General features: G+C 55.2%; 13 protein-coding genes and 1 pseudogene. 9 read left to right on the forward strand and 5 right to left on the reverse strand.

Features of this window, described 5'->3' with window-relative positions:
* From AC2FH6_RS10595 to AC2FH6_RS10605, 3 genes and pseudogenes are all read right to left on the reverse strand, one after another.
* Positions 1–375, reverse strand: a pseudogene (locus AC2FH6_RS10595) (IS6 family transposase); the annotation flags it as partial.
* A gap of 287 nt (positions 376–662) precedes the next feature.
* Entirely contained in the window at positions 663–1,730 is a 1,068-nt protein-coding gene (locus tag AC2FH6_RS10600) for a ParB/RepB/Spo0J family partition protein (protein WP_496702419.1), read from the reverse strand.
* Complete coding sequence (locus AC2FH6_RS10605) at positions 1,723–3,108, reverse strand: AAA family ATPase (protein WP_496691397.1); 1,386 nt, start codon at positions 3,106–3,108, stop codon at positions 1,723–1,725. The genes AC2FH6_RS10600 and AC2FH6_RS10605 overlap by 8 nt, the downstream gene beginning before the upstream one ends.
* 580 nt (positions 3,109–3,688) lie before the next feature.
* On the opposite strand from AC2FH6_RS10605, the gene AC2FH6_RS10610 reads away from it, so the two are divergent.
* Positions 3,689–4,948, forward strand: coding sequence for a replication initiation protein (locus AC2FH6_RS10610; RefSeq protein ID WP_496691398.1), 1,260 nt, complete (start codon positions 3,689–3,691; stop codon positions 4,946–4,948).
* Between the two features lie 39 nt (positions 4,949–4,987).
* Here the strand turns inward: AC2FH6_RS10610 and AC2FH6_RS10615 are convergent, their stop codons facing one another.
* Both AC2FH6_RS10615 and AC2FH6_RS10620 read right to left on the reverse strand, forming a co-directional pair.
* A complete protein-coding gene (locus AC2FH6_RS10615; RefSeq protein ID WP_496702468.1) occupies positions 4,988–7,294 on the reverse strand; it encodes a Tex family protein in 2,307 nt (768 codons plus the stop codon).
* A 64-nt stretch (positions 7,295–7,358) separates the two neighbouring features.
* Complete coding sequence (locus AC2FH6_RS10620) at positions 7,359–8,381, reverse strand: Ldh family oxidoreductase (protein WP_496702470.1); 1,023 nt, start codon at positions 8,379–8,381, stop codon at positions 7,359–7,361.
* 382 nt (positions 8,382–8,763) lie between these two features.
* On the opposite strand from AC2FH6_RS10620, the gene AC2FH6_RS10625 reads away from it, so the two are divergent.
* From AC2FH6_RS10625 to AC2FH6_RS10660, 8 genes are all read left to right on the forward strand, one after another.
* Entirely contained in the window at positions 8,764–9,384 is a 621-nt protein-coding gene (locus AC2FH6_RS10625) for a helix-turn-helix transcriptional regulator (RefSeq protein ID WP_496702411.1), read from the forward strand.
* 210 nt (positions 9,385–9,594) lie between these two features.
* Positions 9,595–10,221 (forward strand): hypothetical protein, encoded by a 627-nt coding sequence (locus tag AC2FH6_RS10630; protein WP_142640307.1) that lies wholly within the window; start codon positions 9,595–9,597, stop codon positions 10,219–10,221.
* A 73-nt stretch (positions 10,222–10,294) separates the two neighbouring features.
* A complete protein-coding gene (locus AC2FH6_RS10635; protein ID WP_496702472.1) occupies positions 10,295–10,894 on the forward strand; it encodes a hypothetical protein in 600 nt (199 codons plus the stop codon).
* 23 nt (positions 10,895–10,917) lie between these two features.
* Positions 10,918–11,511 (forward strand): hypothetical protein, encoded by a 594-nt coding sequence (locus tag AC2FH6_RS10640; protein ID WP_142640305.1) that lies wholly within the window; start codon positions 10,918–10,920, stop codon positions 11,509–11,511.
* Positions 11,512–11,547: 36 nt separating this feature from the next.
* Complete coding sequence (locus AC2FH6_RS10645; protein WP_496702474.1) at positions 11,548–12,855, forward strand: hypothetical protein; 1,308 nt, start codon at positions 11,548–11,550, stop codon at positions 12,853–12,855.
* 41 nt (positions 12,856–12,896) lie between these two features.
* Positions 12,897–13,577, forward strand: a complete 681-nt coding sequence (locus tag AC2FH6_RS10650) for a hypothetical protein (RefSeq protein ID WP_496702476.1) — start codon at positions 12,897–12,899, stop codon at positions 13,575–13,577.
* 5 nt (positions 13,578–13,582) lie between these two features.
* Positions 13,583–16,879, forward strand: coding sequence for a hypothetical protein (locus AC2FH6_RS10655; RefSeq protein ID WP_496702478.1), 3,297 nt, complete (start codon positions 13,583–13,585; stop codon positions 16,877–16,879).
* Positions 16,876–17,514 carry a tail fiber protein gene (locus AC2FH6_RS10660; protein ID WP_496702479.1) on the forward strand — a complete coding sequence of 213 codons (639 nt, stop codon included), beginning with the start codon at positions 16,876–16,878 and terminating at the stop codon, positions 17,512–17,514. Before AC2FH6_RS10655 ends, AC2FH6_RS10660 begins: the two co-directional genes overlap by 4 nt.
* Positions 17,515–17,519: the final 5 nt, after the last annotated feature.

A 17,519-nucleotide genomic window follows, 5' to 3' on the forward strand; every position in this document is an offset into this window, starting at 1 on the left:
CGTTCAACTCGAGAGCGCGGGCGAAGAACCTCGTCGCAGCGGCTTTGTTCCGGCGCTCGGACAACATGAAATCCAGGTCTTGCCGTGTTTGTCGATCGCTCGGTAAAGATAAACCCATTCGCCTTTTACTTTCACATAGGTTTCATCCATGCGCCACGAACGGTCTGCGGGACGCTTTCTATACCGCCCTGTTTCAGCAAGGGGACCTGCATATCGACTGACCCAACGGTTTAGCGTCGCATGATCCAGATCAACGCTACGTTCCGCCACGATTTCTTCCAGATCCCGGTATGAAACACCGTAGCGCAGGTAGAAGAAGACCGCGTGCAAGATGACGTCTTTCGGAAAATGCGCGCCCTTAAATGAGATCTTCACGGCCTGCTCCTGTCATGTTCCAGCACGCGCTACCAGAAATGCACTCGAACTGACAGGTGGGGGCGAAGTTTGCGGCAGAACCCACGTAAACGTTTGCCTCAGCGACATTAGCATTTACCCAAATTCCTCTAGCGAGCACCTCCAAAGGATCTTGAATCCATAATGATCATTTATTCCTCATTTTGATCATTACCTTGACAGTAGTAGAATTCGCCTCTGCGAACCAATCCAGTCAGCTCTTTGATTTTTTGACGACGAGACCGACCTATCCCGGTCTCGTCACAGGACTAACCCAGATGGTTGCCAATCTTGTCGATCAGTTTTTGAGCCTCATCAACTGAAATTTCCCGCCCGCGTATCCTGAGGCGGAGTTCCCCAGATGTCACTTCGGCCTGAATTGTGCCGCCTGTGGGAAGGACAACCGGTGTCAAGCGTTGCACCTGCTGCGGGCGCCCGCCGCGCGATTTAGCTTTTTCCGCGTCCGGCACGCCCTTGATCGCAGCTTCAAGCAGACCCCATTCGGACTTGGAATCCAACGGGCCGGCGCCAGCCAATGCCTGACGCAATCTGGTTTGTGCCCCGTCCCGCAATGCCGAAGCAAGCTTGAGCCCGGCCTTTTCTGACAACGACACGGGATGCTGCAGCAAATCCCCCAACGCTTCATGCACCATAGCAAAGCTACGGACCTTGGACCGTTTGGCTTTGGACGCAGCAGCAAAAAGCACATCGACAGCGGCCTCGGTTGAAGCAAAAACCCCCTGCCCTGCCGCCAGAACCGCGACGCGCCCGCGTTCATAAGGGCTGAGGTTCGAGCGCAGCTCATTCTCTTCCACCATCGAGACGTAAGCGCCCTGCCCTGTTCCAGCCTCACGGACAAATGCAGGAATCTCGATGAACCGAGCATCACTTTGGGACAGCCGCTTGAAGGCCTCCAGACGCCGATAGCCCGAGATCAGGCCAAAACTGTCACCGACCCGGCTCACCTCGATTGGCGTTCTCAAGCCGTGAACGCGCAGCGATTCCAACAGTTCCGCCATGGCTTCTTCGTCTTCAACCATCCGGTCACGGCGGATGAAATCCGGATCAATCTGATCCAGCGATATTTTTTCCGCAATCAAACCGGCAGTTTGTGCATCGCGCCATCGAGCTGCATCACCTTGGTCCTGGGCCAAAGCGACTCTGTCTGTCACGGACGCCATGCCACCCAAGGTAGCGGCCTCCGCTGCAACCTGAGCTATTGGAGGTGCGGACGAGCTTGCTTCAAACGGGCTGATCGACGGTTTCGCGGCGAAACCCGCTTCAAGCTGTTCGAGCTCTGTTGTGTCCGGTGCGGTCAGTCTTCTGCGTTTAGCCATCTGCCTCTCCTCCCATCTGAGCGTCGCGCCACCAGCAACCGATCAGAACCTCTTTGAATTCTGCGTAAGTCCGGTCAAACGTTTCCCGACCCCGAACATACGTATCCCGGTTAAAATCACGGTAGTCGGCTTCGTAGATCCCATTCACCTGCTCACCAGCCTGCCCGACCAAAGCAGTATAGTCCTGCCGGTAGGCATTCATGAAATCCCCGAAATAGGCCTGAATTACGTTCGCCATGTCTGTTTGCTGACTGGCATCAAACCGGGTGATGATTGCGCGTACAACATCCCATTCGAACTTGAGCTCAGGCAAGCCAGCTGCGCGTTGTGCCGTGTTTTCACCATCCTCGATACTGGCAAAGGTCGTATAGAGCATGTCAAAGAACCGACCCGTTGAATCAAACTCCAGAAACGAAGCTCCAAGCGGAACCAGAAGGATATCTGCTGCAGCCAGTGCATTGATCGTAAGGTACCCAAGTGCAGGAGGCGTATCGAGAAAGACGATGTCATAATCGTTGAGGATACCTTCATCCTCGAGGAAATTGGTCAGGCCGTCCCACAAAGGCCAACTTCTCAGCCCCATCCTCCACACTGGGATCTGGAACTCGGCCCAGTAAAGGTTCAACTGCGCACCTATCAGATCAATATTTGGCCAATGGGTGTTCTGAATTACATCGCCAGGGGTCGTTTTAAGCGCCTCTTGCAAGGTCTCATCCAATGGAATTTCAGGTTGACCTGCCGCATTGCGCACGCGGTTTTCCTCCTGCACCGCCCGAGCATAGTCCTTCGCGATCAAGGGGAACACAGTTTGCCATTCATCTGCGACGGACCCGCCAAGGATCGACGTCATGGATCCTTGGCTGTCGAGGTCGATGACCAGAACTTTGTATCCGTCCAAGGCGGCGGACATGGCCAGATGGGCGGCGGTCGAGGTTTTTCCAACACCGCCTTTGAAATTTGCAACGGAAACAACCTTAGCCGGAAGCCCTTCAGGCCGGTAGGGAAGATACTCCTTCGTGCTGACGCCTTCAGCCGCAAAATGCTGGCGCAAGGTCAGGACCTCTTCCAAAGTGAACCATTTTGAACCGGCTTCACCTTCGCCTTGAGGAAGATCAGGATGTGCTTTGAGGACACGGCGGAGATGCGCAGGTGCAACCGGAATTAGGTACTTAGTTATTTCCCAAATTGAAAACCTACGCAGCCGCTTTTCCCCATCAGGAGCATAACCTCGGCGAGCAAGATCCTCACGGCCTTTGGCGCAGAATGCCGCTGCTTTTGCGAATCGAGAGGTTCCTATAGGATCAGGTAACTTCCCGGCCGCTGTTGCGGGATCAAGATTCAAATATGGCGGTAGCGGAGGTTGGTTTGATTTGTTCACTGTCGTTGCCTCAGAAGATGTTCGCCTTAGCGGCGTATATTTAGGAATGTAGCGAACATTATCTTCTAAAGCTATCCTGCGATCGGAAGTTTTCCACAGTTTTTGCGCGCAAGGCTGGGTTTCGCCACGAAACTCTAGAAAAATGAGAGAGCACGCCAACAAAGAGTTTATTATTTATAGAGTCTTTAAGAGATTTAGATTAATAATATAGTAATTATAACAACAAGTTAGATCACCTTAAGGACCCATTTACAGTTCCTAGGGTATCCGATTCCGGGATCAAAGGTGCCCAGATACGGGACCAAGGGAACCATTCGACAGGAACAAGGGCACCGATTCGCAGGGACGTGGATCTTCGACGCTATTAGACACTTACAAAGCCGTTTCTAGTACGTTCGATCCTGTCTGAGTCGTTCCTATGACGGGTTCGCGATGATGGGTCTGGGGATAAGTTTCGGCATATCTGTTTAGGGTACCCGTTTTCGGGATGAGCCTGATCCTGTATTTGGGCACCTAATAGAAGTTGATTGATAGGTACCTTTCATGGCAGAAATGCAAAAAAGAGCAGTCAGGCAGAATCATGCCGGAAACACAAATAGACATGGATCACCTTTCCGGAGCCTTGCGAAGGGAAACGGTGAAAAAGAACGTCGCCGCGATTCACATCAGCGGTAAGTTGACATTGCTTCAGCGAAAGCTGTCGAATGTCCTGCTTCTCAATGCCTATGATGCGCTGACATCTGCACAGACCCATACCATCGATGCACGAACTCTGGCGATGATGGTCGGCTATAACTCGAACGATTTTGATACCTTGCGTGCAAGCCTGCGCGCCCTGGCCGAGACTGTCGCTGAATGGGACATGTTGGATGAGCAGGGGCGTCAGGAATGGGGTGTTTCCTCTCTGCTGAGTTTTGCCAAGCTCAAGAATGGTGTTTGTGAATATGCCTACTCACCGGCGCTGGCGCAGAAGCTGTATGATCCCAAAATCTATGCGCTGATCAACGTTCAGATTCAGCGCAACTTTAGTTCTGGGCACGGATTGGCACTCTATGAAAACTGCTATCGCTTTGTGCGCATCGGGTCGACAGGTTGGTGGGCCTTGGACGTTTTTCGAAAGCTCATGGGTGTAGATGGCAGCGACTATTATACCAGCTTTAAACATCTCAACGCTAAGATCATCAAGCCGGCGGTTGCCGAGGTGAACAAAAGCTCGGACATTCTGATCGAACCCGAGTTCCAAAAGAAAGGCCGGACGGTCACCGATATTCGCTTTCGGATTAAGGGAAACCCGCAAAAGGCGATGTTCGAAATTGATGACAGCGACGGTGCTCGGAATATGCAGGTGTACACGAAGCTACGTGATCAAGGGGTCTCGGACCGTTTGGCCCGACAGTGGATTTCCGAACATGGTGAAGACTACGTCGCGCAGAAACTTGATTACGTAAGGCAAAAGGGCGGAGTGAAATCCACATTGGGCTATCTGTCGGCCGCATTGCGCGATGACTATCAGCCACCTGAACCGGAACAGCCAGCGAAGCCCAGCCCCGAAGCACTGGAAGAAGCGCAGGCGAGGCAGGCCCAAGTGGCGGTTGAAGACAAAGCCTATGCCGAACGGGTAGCCGAGCGGGAGGAGCGAGCGCGGAAACTCTCGATCGTAGAAGAACTGGTTTCGCGGCGAAACCCGACACAGAGGGACGCAGATAAAAGACTGTTTCTTGCCGGTCTAGACAACGACCTGGACCGCGAGCATTTCCGAGCGCATGCGTGGCGCTCGGGGCTGAATGCAACCGCAATCTTCGAATTCTGGCAAGAGCTAGAGCCAGACGCTTTCGACTGATCGCGGTAAGGGCAGGGGGGGTGCACACCCTTTAGCAGATTATTGTTTTTTGAACGCAGATTTCAGTGCATCTGCAAGTGCTCCCTGCTGCGCATTATTGCCGTTTTTTGCGCGTTGTGATTCTTTTTGTTTTGTATGGCTTTGCCGCGTTTGGTCGCTGCTTTGAACGCGCTTTTGCCGGGTTTCAATGCCACCATCCTTGCGCATCGTCAGACCGATGCGTTTTCGCGGCGCATCCACCTCGACGACCTGTACCTTAACTACCTGGCCGGTTTTGACGACATCATGGGGATCTTTGACAAACCGATCTGCCAGTTGGCTGATATGCACCAACCCGTCCTGATGAACACCGATATCAACAAAAGCGCCGAATGCCGCGACATTGGTAACTGTGCCCTCCAGGGTCATTCCAGGTTTCAAATCGCTGATCTCTTCCACGCCATCAGTGAACGAGGCAGTTTTGAAATGTGGCCGGGGATCACGACCGGGTTTTTCAAGCTCGGAGAATATGTCCTGAACCGTGGGCAGGCCAAAACTGTCGTTAACAAACTGTTCGGCGCGCAGGCCTTTCAGGGCACCTTCATTCCCCAGGATTTGCCGAATATCCCGCCCACATGCGGCGACAACGCGTCGGGCCACGGAATAAGCCTCGGGGTGCACGGAAGACGCATCAAGGGGCTCGGCCCCATCGCGTATTCTCAAAAAGCCTGCGCATTGTTCGAACGCGCGGGGACCAAGGCGCGCCACCTTCAGCAACTCTGAACGAGATTGAAAGGCACCATTCATGTCGCGGTGCAACACGATGGATTCTGCCAGCCCCGGGCCCAACCCGGACACATGCGACAGCAATGGGGCAGAAGCAGTATTCAGATCAACGCCAACGGCGTTCACAACGTCTTCAATGACAGATGCCAATGATTGCGAAAGCTTATATTGATCCACATCGTGCTGATATTGCCCGACCCCGATGGATTTGGGTTCGATCTTGACCAGTTCCGCCAAGGGGTCCTGTAAACGACGGGCGATTGAAACTGCGCCCCTAAGGGAAACATCCAGGTCCGGGAATTCTCGGGCGGCCAGTTCGGATGCGGAATAGACCGATGCTCCGGCTTCCGAGACCACGACTTTGGTGGGAGGAGTGACGGTTTTGGGCAAATCTCCGAGCGTGTCGCCGACCAGCTTTTCGGTTTCGCGGCTGGCTGTTCCGTTGCCGATTGCAACAAGCTCAATGCCGTGCTGGGCGATCAGGCGCAGGATTGTGGCCTGCGCGCCTCGAAGGTCATTCTTGGGTTGGAATGGGTAAATAGTTTCAGTTGCAACCACTTTGCCAGTTGCATCGACAACCGCTGCTTTGACACCTGTTCGTATTCCAGGGTCCAGCCCCAAGGTTGGGCGGGCGCCAGCTGGCGCAGAGAAAAGTAAGTCTTTAAGATTGCGAGAGAAAACAGAAATCGCCTCGTCCTGGGCACGGCTGCGGAGGTCGGCCATCAGGTCAACCATCATCGTCAGCGAGAGCTTTACTCTCCAGGTCCAACCGGCCACCTTGCGTAACCAAGTATCGGCAGTTGAATCCGTGCGGGTTAGCAGATGTGATGCGACGATCGCTTCCGCCCGAGCAGCGCCGGTCTCGGGGTCCGGCGCGATGTCCAGTGTCACGATGCCCTCTTTTGAAGCGCGAAGCATCGCCAAAGCCCGATGAGACGGCGTTTTGGCCCACAGCTCGGAATGGTCGAAATAGTCACTGAATTTCGCGCCATCCTGTTGTTTGCCATCAATCACCTTCGAGGTCAGCAGCGCCTCGCGCTGCATGAAGCTGCGCAGTTCGCCTAACAGGGTGGCGTTTTCGGTTAGTCGTTCGGTGACAATGTCGCGGGCACCGTTCAGGGCATCCTTGCCGGTCGGAACGGCCTCGGACAGGTAGGATTGAGCAAGGGTATCGGGATCGACAGACCGGTCTGCAAGAATTGCGTCAGCCAGAGGTTCCAACCCGTTCTCGCGTGCGATCATTGCCTTGGTGCGCCGCTTGGGTTTGTAGGGCAGGTAGATGTCTTCCAGCTGTGCTTTGGTGTCAGCCAGCGCAATGGATTTTGCAAGTTCGTCTGTCAGCTTGCCTTGATCCTTGATCGAATTCAGGATGGTTGCGCGACGGGCGTCCAATTCGCGCAGATAGGTCAGGCGTTCTGACAGGGTGCGCAGTTGGGTATCGTCCAAACCGCCTGTCGCTTCTTTGCGGTAGCGCGCAACAAAGGGCACAGTCGCGCCTTCGTCCAACAATTTTACTGCGGCCCCTACCTGATCGGGTCGGGCGTTGATCTCGGTGGCGATGGTGCGGGCGATGCGGTCCAATGGGGCCTCCTGACAGTCGTTCGGAGAGACTTCTTAGCCAGCTGCTTTGCTGAGGGGAAGGGGGCTAAATCTGTTGGGCCAACTCTTGCAGATCGTCATAGAGGGTTTTGGCAATCTCAACATATCCGCGTTCCGTGTTACGGGCCCGGGCGGCAAACCGGCGTTGGGATGGCAGGCGCGCGCCCTGATCGGTGATGTCAGCGAACAGGCGTTCTGCCCTTGCATCGTTCGGGTCTATGCGGCCACCGCTGAAATGCCCCGGATCGAAGGCCAGAAGGATTTCACCATGATAGGGGGCGCCGCCTGAGTTGCCGGCAAACTCCATGCTCTCCAGACTGGTCAGGTCGTCGATCAACGGACCGGCCAAGAGTTCGATCATGATGGACAGGGCCGAACCCTTGTAGCTGCCGAAGGTCAACATCGCACCCTCCATCGCAGCCTGCGGATCGTTGGTTGGGTTGCCGTCCTTATCGATTGCTACGCCATCGGGTAGGGGCTTGCCTGCGCGGCGATAGAGTTCGATTTCGCCACGGGCAAAGGCGCTTGTTGCGAAGTCAAAGGTGAAGGGATCCTTGCCCTGTCGCGGCCAGCTGAATGCCAGCGGGTTGGTGCCCAACGAACCGCGGGTGCCGCCGGCAGGGGCAACCCAGGAATGGCTTGGTACCATCGCCATCGCCGCAAGGCCGGCAGCAGATAGCCGCTCCACTTCGGGCCAGAGGGCAGAGAAATGAAAACAGCGATTGATGGCCATGGCTGCAATACCATGGGTTCGGGTTTTCTCGATCAGAATTGGCAGTGCCTCATGAAATGCCAGCAGGGACATACCCCCGCGAGCATCGACCTGAACGATGGCGTTATCCGATTGGGTAATGGCTGGCGCGACATTTCCGTCAATCTTGCCTGCCTTCATGGTGTCATTGCACATGAACAGTCGGAACAGGCCGTGCGACTGGCAATCATCAATCTGACAGGTGACCAGCATATCCGCGATGGCCGCTGCATGGTCCGGCCCGTATCCGGATCCGGACAGGATGGTCAGGCTTAGGTTTCGTATCTCATCCAGTGTTAGCTTGACCGGTTCACTCATCTGCCATGTCTCCCATTGCGTTGGCAGAAGAAGGCATAGCTTGGTCTGGCTGGCAAGGAGAACCCTTGGCAATTTGCCATTCATTTATGGTTAATGCCGTATTGGATTGGTCTAATAATGCAATATGTGAATAAGTTAACAGAAGTTCCCAGACCTTTTGTACTCAATCAAAAGTTGTGGTGGCGGCTCAGCGACTCAAGTTGATTTTTCAGATCAGCAGAGGTCGCACTCTGCGTGGCGCCCTACAAAATTTTCAGAAGTTTTTTGGATGGGGAATTTTATGCATAGTCCTTATGATCGTGACCGAGTGATCTGCTTGGAGTTTACACCGCGCCTTTTGTCCGAATTTCGCAGCATAGTTGAAAGGTCTATGGGATACCGCGTGTCGAACGATGCAGAAAGCACAGGCATTTCTTACCATGAAAAAGCAATCGTTGTACGTCAGTGCCTGAAGCGTTTTGTGCCGGCCAATGCCCCAAAACCTGCCGGGTCGCATAAGCGCCAGCACAGTTTTGCACTGATCAACCTGGGTTTGTCGACGGCACGTGCCGAAGTATATTCGCAAGGATACAGCGACTATATTGCCTATCCATTTGTCACCAGCGAAATCCAGCACAGATTCAGTGCGGCGCAAGCATTGATGAAAGAGGATGTCTCTGCCGAGTACTTTTCAAAAGATACGTTGGTCAATGCTGCTTGTAATTTCCTTTCTACCGAGCCCGAATTTGCCGGCGGCATTGACGCCTTGGCGCAAGTGGTCGGGTCAAACCGGAACACCTTGTCCAAGCGGTTCAAGGAAGAGTTCGGTGTTGGCCCCATGGCTTGGTTTCGGCGCTACAGGTTGAACTATGCAGCGGCCCTGGTTCTTGAGGGGCAGCACAGCATTCAGGACATCGCCTTCAAGGTTGGCTACGAGGATGCGAATAACTTTTCGACCGCGTTCAAACGGGAATTCGACGTCTCGCCGTCGGAGTATCGGCGCTATCGCAATTCGATGAATTAAGCCTCACCCAAAACACGTCCTGGATGAGCATGCTCCTGCGCGCGCGAGGCTGGCCAAAATGTGCACCGGTTACCGCGGGCAGGGGTCTAACAGTGCAAAGATCAAAGGAAATGATGATTCCTGCAAAGATCGAATTACAGAGTTCTCAGCTAGCATTGATTCACGATTTCGTCGTTCTCGACAAGAACCGCTAATGGAAGGAATCTGAAATTGGTTACCGAAAATATTCAACTCAGATTGGTCAATCACTCGGATGATGCCAATAATTCATCGATCGTTATTTTCCAGCAAAACGTGGCCGAAGATTTCGGCGAACTCGCTATCGCGTGGAAAGTCATCAAAAACCTGGGGCGTCTGGATTATCACCCCTTCAAATACCCGCTGAAGTTTCAGGTTTCGGCCTCGGACAGCTATGGGAACTATACGCCGCAGATGACGGCCTATGACGGTCAGGCCTATGAAATGGTCAAAGACACCAGCGGGGATATCTTGCGCCTGGCCAAAACCCCGGCAACGTCGCCGAATGAGGTCGAGCTGCGCAACAATCTGACCATGGGATCGATCAACGCGAATATCTATCGCGAAGGCAAACTTCTGGCCGCCAAGACCAACCTTGCGCCGGGGCAGAAGGGCGTCTTTCAGTTCCACCCGACCATCTATATCGGCGTGGTGTCGCAGATCGAAGAGGGCCAGGTCATGGACTCGGCGATCATCAGTCAGATCAACACAGAGATCAATCTGTTCGGCATCCAAAGCGCTGATATCGTGATGTCGGGCGGCGGGCCTGGCAAAAACTCTACCCCCTTTGATTTCCAGCTGGCAAACATCAATGCGTAAACGCGCCCTGCGGCGGATTACTAGCCGCAGGATGCACACCGCTTGACGGAGCTATGGAAAGAGGAGGTGTGTCATGACCAAAACTGCCGACACAACAATCGCCCTAAAACGCAAACGGTCTAAGGGCGACGAAGACAGCGATCAGAAGGCTGCCGCTGATACCCCGACGCCGGTAAAGCCCGCGAATCCCAAAAAGCCGGATTCGAAACCCAAGGATGACGCGGACAAGAAAGACAGTTTGAAGCCCATCAAACAGGTTTGGCAATCTGGCGATTTCCATAAGACCGGGCGCAACAAGCCCCCCTATAACGGGCTTCAGATCTCGGTTCAGTACAAGGTGGACGATGCCGGGAAATTTGAGGACGTGGCCGTCACCTTCACGGATTTTACATATTCCAAGGACGGGGTCTCATCCGAAATTCAGGCTCTGGCGGTCAGTGATGGCTGGGTTGAGGTTCCCAAACCCGCCAAACCCAAGCCCAGCAAAGACGCCAAGGCGTCACCGTCCAAGGGCGATAAGGGTAAAACAGATTTCACAGTGGTCGGCCACGTCAAAATCAGTGGCGAGCCGGATGGAAAGTTCTTGAGGTTGCGTCTGAAATCCGGCCTGGAGCCGGGGTTTCAACAGCTTGGTTTTATCATGAGGCTGTCGCCGCCGCCGTCGAGTTCATAACACAGATTCGTCAGGGTGGCGCGATGACAACCCAACTCGTATTTGAGAACCGATCATTAAACCCCAATGTGCGCAGGGTTGGCCTGTTCTGGGACTGTTTGGATCACGACCAGCACATTAGGCCGTTAACCTGGCAGGTTGTTCTGCAATGCCCGTATCGCTGGTACCGAAGCTTTCAGATTGACCTGACCCTGTCGGTCAGGTTCGTCAACCGCGAGGGCAATATTTCACCCGATGTTCTGGTGGATCGCAAAGTTGTCTGTGGCGAGGCAACGATCGAACCCCGGCGCAAAGGCGACGGGATTGACCTGACCATCACGGTTCCAAAAGGGCATCGGTTGCACAAGGTGCAGGTCGTGCGCTGCGGCTTTCCCCTGACCGAAACCCGCCTGCCTTTGCAGGGAGAATGCGTGCTCCGGGCTCCGGACCGGCTGAACTTTGCGGCCGATATGACAACGCGGCAGGGTTTTCGGATCGACCGCCGGGAAATAGGTCCGGGTGTGGCCAGTTTTGATCTGCACCATGTCCAGGCGATGCGCGTCGCCATGTATGGCGGCACGCCGGGTCCGAAGTCCGATCCAATCAATTTTTTTGGTTACGACATTCAATATTCATGACGCCCCAAGCGGGCGAAACTTTGGAGGAGTGAATTGATGGCTTACAGACGTACATCCGGAATTCTGACCGACGGCGGTGCTGATCCCAAGCTTGAGGCGGACTATATTGTTGCCGCCGCCATCGTAGGTCATTCGATCGAACAGATACGCGCCAATGTCGATGTGCAGTTTTCAATGGAACCTTCTGACGAGATGCCCAGGCCCGACAAATGGTCCCGCGAATGGGATCAGCTTCAGCAAGCCGCCCAGAAAATCGGACAGCTGGCCGCTTTGGAAATCGACATGCAGGGCCATTCGGTCAGGGCAGGGACGGCCGTCGATCATAAAACCGGCGCTGTGATCGTTGGGGTTTATGGTTTGGCCGGGCATGAGCCTCCGACCGAGGGCGATATCCGCCACCCCGAACACCACCTCAGTGACAAGGGGCAGGTGCTATATGATGAGATCAAGCAAAGGGATCGCGATCCCGCTTATCAGTATATCGGGCTGGGGGCCTATACCGGGTTTGTCGATAACGGAAATGTCGAAGGCGACACCGATCCGGTCGGTCCGATGCCAAGCGCGCGGTTCCATATCCCTGATCTGGATGCGGGCGATCATGACGACAATATTTTCGAGGGATGGTATCCTCGGTGGTTGCCGCCCGAGGAATCTGCCCTGTGGAACCCGCGCGTTCGTCGCGATACCGATGACCATGACTGCGTTGGTTGGGGCATCATTGGCGGCGATCTGGCGCAGGATGCTCCGAAGGAAGAGGAACCCGATCACGGGGCGACAAACCGGTCGGACCAGATCACCAATATTATGCGCTTTGATCAGGGTATGAATTTCGTCGATGAAAGCGGGGACGAAGGCGTTAAGGGCTATACCCACGGTATGATCCAGGCGATCTACAAGGCCTATCATCTGGGCCCGCATTGCACGCCTTATGAAATTACGGTTGGTGACTGTACCACCAAGCTGGCCTCGTGTTTTGGCTGTACGATGTTCATGACCGCCAATGGCTATCCGCCCACCTCGACCCATCTGGGGCGCGCCGAAAGCTGGGTGCCACTTTACGAGCCCTACAAGCCGTCGATCTCACCTAAAACCGAGCGGATCGTGATCAACGACCTGAACGCCAGCTTTGCTGCCTATTGCGACAAGGTTCTGCGTACTGGGATGCGCGCGCTGAGCGTCGACAATATCGCGGGTGCCTATGACCACTGCCCGGCTGCGCTGGAGCATGTTCTGGGCGGGCATTATTCTGCGGATAACCGGGTTGCGGTCTCTCTGTTTCTGGATGCCCTGACTGTTCATGACCGCGAGCTGAGCCGCGTCCGTCGCGTATTGGGTTTGGACTAAGTCACCAACAGCCCGAATTAACATATCGGAGGAGAAGACACATGGCCTTTCAGGTTTATGCACTCGTACATACCCGCTCTGGTCGGTTTCTGATGTTTCGTCGACCTATCTTGACCTTTTTCCAGCGCGGAAATGGGGGTCAAATTTTCCCCGAAGGTCAGAAACTGCAGGGCGGCGGGCGCTATGCTCTGCCATATGCTCAGGTTGATCCTGAAATCGCGATTGAGCTTTGGGAGGATGATAATTTCATTGCCGAAGCCGGGCAGCAAATTCTGATTGATTGTTGCGGTGCGCTGATCGAGTTTCTTCCCCCAGAAGCGGCAGACAAGGGGCCTTTTTCAATCGAGGGTGAGCATGAGATATTGCTCGCCCCGGCGACCGAAGTCGTGACCCGTTTCGACGAAGATGGCACGCGATCCGCGGTTTATTTCGCCGAAGTGTCCGACGCGGATCTAGACCGCATTCGCGACTATATGGTTGAGGTGTTGGCCGAGGCTCGCGCGGCGATGTTGGCCGTGATTCAAGACAACCTGTATGAATACACCGAGATCGAGGCCTTCTTTCCGCATGCGCCTTTTGACAATATCCATACCGGTGTTGATGTCTGGCAACTCGACATCGAGCGTCTGGAAATCAGTGGCCTGAAATCCAGCAAGCTGACCAAGGGTTCACTGCAGGCGATCAGCGAGCTTGAGGTCGTGTTGGCGGTGGAAGACGCTTAACGGGCATGACCAGCCAGGACCCCAAACTCATTTGGATGGATGCGCCGTTCGAGGATCTGCGTAACCAGTTGGTGGCCAATTTCGAAACCCATCCCCATGGTGCCGATCCCCCGGAATTCGTGACCGTCCAGTTCTTTTTCACCAAGACACCGGGCAAGGCCGTGCGCGGCCCTGTTCTGAGGTACAAGGAGAGAACGCCGCTGAATGTGCTGTTCGAAACCGGTGAGCGGTTGACCGGTACCCTGACCTGGCAAAGCGGGTTGAGTACACCGTTGTCTCAGCAGGTCCTTGGGGCATTGGCTCTGCAAGAACCCGAGACCGGTCGTGTCTGGCGCTTTCAGGGTTTCATGTCTGAATTTGGCAAGCCAAGCCATATTCCATCGCCCGATTCCGGGGCAGGGGGTGGGGCCGATGATGGTGGGAACTCTGGCACCGGGCAAAACGGTTCAGGCGGACATGACGGGCATGACCCAGATCAGCCAAGCCACAATCACGCAGGAGATGGCAGTGATCCCTGCAGCGATGATCCAGATTCCGAAGGGCTGAGCCCGATCATCCAAGGGGCCAACCTGCACTGGGATGAGCTGTTCCCCTTCATCTATATGAAACACTGGCCGTCGATAGCGCCGGGCGCGCTGGATGCGGGTTTCATGGAGGTTCCGCAAAAGATCCTGGCGAACAGCGTGTTCCTGCAAAGCCTTGTTTCAAAATCCCGGGACAGGTCAGGGCAGGAGGCTTTGGCGGTTACTTACGTGGATCCAAGCTCGAACACCGACAAAACACCAGGTGGGGATAGTTCGCCCCATCCGGCATCGGATGCGGGGCAATCCGGCAAGGCTCAGCCTGCGGCTGAACCGAACAAACCCAAAGGGTACATCTCCTCGATTGAGACGCTTGGCCCGCCATTCAGTTCTTACCCTGAACTGTGGCCGGCTCTGCGAGAGCTGCCGGAATTTTCGCTGGCCCAGATCACAGATCTGATCAAGGCCCGTCTGGGCGGATGGGCCGCATTCAAGGTTCTGGCAAATGCACCGGATGCGCAAAAGGAACTGGCCCGCATCTGGGAAAGCATTATTGCGCTGAACCTTCTGGCTGGCTGGCAAAAAGACGAACTTGCAGTTCTGATTCAGGTGTTGACTACCCATCACGTTCTGACCCGCGCGCTGGCTGCAACCGAAGGAGGGCAGGCCAGTTTGATGACCGATCCAGTCACCGGGCAACAGATCAAAGCTTGGATGCATGCGACGCTGGTTTTGCCTGGCTCCATATTCGAGCCGAAAAAACCTGCGCCGGTTCCAGCAAAGGATACAGATCATCAGATCCCTTTGAAACTGACAAAGCCCGGCTGGGTGCGCGCCTATTCATACGGGCTTGCCCGTTCGATCCGGTATCAGCCGCTTGGGTATGAATTGGGCGACGTGCAGCGTATCGAAAATGTCCTGCGCGGTGAAATGCGCGAGACGCGAAACCGGAGGTTGCAGCGCCGCGAAAGCCATGAGGCACATTCCGATGTGACCACCAAAATTGCCCGGCGGGACGAGGATACCTCGGTTTCGGACCTGATCAATCAGGTGCAAAAGACGTTGGCCGACCATGTCTCGACCACGCATGTCAACTCTTACGACACCCAGTACGGAATGCCGACAGATGGCAATAAGATGAGTGTTACCGGGAATTGGTGGGTGCAAGAGCAGCCAGCCGGAGGCTTCGCGAAAAACGACCTGAAATTTGCTCGCGACATCGTCGAGAAAACGGTGCGAAACCTGTCACGCGAAATGCGCCATACGCGCGAGCTATCCGAAGTTGAAGAAACCGAATACTCGGATGTGACGCGCTTTGACAATCGGCGGAACGGCACGGATATCCGCGGCATCTATCGTTGGGTGAACAGAAGCTTTCGCTTGCGCACGAAAAGTCTGGGCGAGGTTTTGATTTTTGAGATCATGGTTCCCAGCCCGGGTGAGAATCTTGTCCGGCATATTCGCCGGTCCTGGCAGCTTGATCTGCGCCCACCGAAATCTCCAGGAGAGTTTGGGATAAGCGGGTTTCAGGATTTGACCGACGAGGCTGGCAAGACAGACGATGGCAAGGTCTTTTACCTTGATGCGTTTCAGGAATTCGGCGTGGAAGAGACCCGTATGGCCCCGCCATTCAAGCTTGTGGTCAGTCAAACGGTGCAAAGCCATACGCCAGTGGCCGAAGGCGCCGTTCTGATACCCAGAGGCTTTGAGCCCATCAACGCAACAGCAACGGTGATGAGTGTCGGAACCCCCGCAGAAACCTATGTCATCGTGGGGTCGGTCGCCCTGCAACCTCAGCAAGCGGGGGGCAAATCCGCCCCGCCCGGTTCAAACGGTCATGCGGACAAGTCACCGCAGCCACTGCGCCTGCCTGTCAGCCAAGCCTCGGGCGCGCAGGTGCTGAGCGCGCAGCTGGATAAAGGGTTCGGAACCGGAACCTCTCCGGCGGATGAAGGCCATCCGCTTGGGTTCACCATTCTGTGCAGCCTCAAGCAAACCGCGGCCACACAATCGTCCGAGCCCAACTCTCCGCCGGATATGCCGGTTCCGGATCCTGCACCAATGAATTTGCAATCCGAATTGACCGGTTTCTTTGCGGCAACTCTTGAAGTGACGTGCCAACGGTCGGCGCAGACTTATTCCGATTGGCAATTCGAAACCTATAGGCTGATCAAGGAAGCGTATGCGCGGCAGCTAGAGGGATACCGTCGCAAACTGGAACAACAGGTGGCTGCGATTGAGGCTCAGAACCCTGCGTTCCTGAACAAGGCGGTGACGACGGAAATCCTGTCCGCGGCTCAGGAGCAAATCTTGACCCTCAGCGGGTCCGAGAAGGATGCCGTGGCCCCGGATTATGCCAAGCCGCGTATCCGGCACTATCTGCAACAAACGGTCGGGTGGTCCGACATCGCCACATTTATGGATATCGAGGACGAAGTCAGCGATCTGACAGGCGACCCCGCGGATCTTGCCCTGCGCGAGACCGTACCCGACCTGCGGTTCCGGGATTTTCTGCGCGCTGACCGTGTGCGCATTCTGGCGCCGGTCGACAGAAAGCACGCGCGCAGTTTCCTGTATTTCCTGCGCACCGGTCGGATCTGGCCGGACGCTGACCATCTTGCCCCTTGCCTGCCCGAAGACGCCGAAATTGTGGCCCGGATTAAATCGGAGCATACACAAGACGATGAAGGCAATGCGCAATCCTGGACGGTTCAGGTGCCCACGCATATGTGCATGCTGAGTGCGGATAGTGATCTGCCAGGTCAGGCGGATTCAGAATGAGACCGCCAGGCTTTCCGACCCCGCCCCGACCAAATGCTCCTGGCGGACCGCTTGAGCCGCAACAAGGCTGGGGTCCGTCTCCGGGCCGGGTATTGGGGATGCCGGTTGGCGCGGTGATCGCTTTTTCCGGGGAGCTTCTGGGACAATCCAAAAAGCTGGCGGGCGGGACCACTGATCTGCAACATTATGGCTGGAAGGTTTGCGACGGCTCACCTCTGTTGATTTCCGCTTATCCGGAATTGTTTGCCGCCATCGGATATCTGTTTGGTAAAGGCAAGGACGGAGAGTTTCGACTGCCTGATTACCAGGGCTATTTTCTGCGCGGGGTCGACCCCGGCGGGAAAGTCGATAAGGATCAGGACCAGAGGTACCGAACCGACAAAAAGAACCAGAAATATACCGGGGTAGGGTCGCTGCAACTGTCTGCGCTCCAGCAACACCAACATGTGCTGGAACAAAGCGATAGCACGGTTTCAAACGGAGTGTTAGGCCCGGAACCGGTTATCGCCCCCACACCCCAATCCAATTCGGGCAACGTCGTTAAAGGGTCGGCCCTGACCAGCGAGACCGAGACCCGCGCAATCAACATCTCGGTCTATTGGCTGATCAAATGTCGGTTGGATGCGGTGTTATGACAGAT

Source organism: Ruegeria sp. CDSC045 (assembly GCF_059610725.1).